This is a genomic window from Kitasatospora sp. MBT63, from assembly GCF_000710465.2.
Taxonomy (GTDB): Bacteria; Actinomycetota; Actinomycetes; order Streptomycetales; family Streptomycetaceae; genus Kitasatospora.
In genome coordinates this window covers 1-483 of the sequence record NZ_JAIZ01000826.1, presented here as the reverse complement: position 1 = coordinate 483, position 483 = coordinate 1, and the positions used below count along the sequence as shown (strand labels likewise).

Below are 483 nucleotides of genomic sequence, written 5' to 3'. Positions count from 1 at the left end.
GGTCGTGCTTGCCCGCGCTGGCCGTGCCGATGACGTACGCACCACGTGCCTTGGCGATCTGCACCGCGAGATGCCCGACCCGCCCGACGCCGCATGCAGCAGGACCCGCTCCCCGGGACGCACATCGGCCGTCTCCACCAGCGCCTGCCACGCGGTCAGCGCCGCCAACGGCAACGCCGCCGCCTCCACGTGCGTCAGACCGGCCGGCTTACGGGCAAGATGGCGGGCCGGGGCCACCACGAACTCCGCGTACGCACCCGCCTGACGCGGGAACAGCGGCATCCCGTAGACCTCGTCCCCGGGGCTGAACAGACCGACCCCGGGGCCGACGGCCTCGACCGTGCCAGAGACATCCCAGCCGACCGCCGGAACGGCGTTCCACTCCACGAGGGCGCCACTGCCCCTGGTTCTTCCAATCGACCGGGTTCACCCCGGCCGCGTGCACCCGGACCAGGACCTCGTTCAGGCCCGGTACCGGACGCT

The 483-nt window shown here is 72.7% G+C and carries 1 pseudogene; it reads right to left on the bottom strand.

Annotated elements, in window-relative coordinates:
* Positions 1-483 (bottom strand): annotated as a pseudogene (locus tag AA75_RS43525) (NADP-dependent oxidoreductase); the annotation flags it as partial.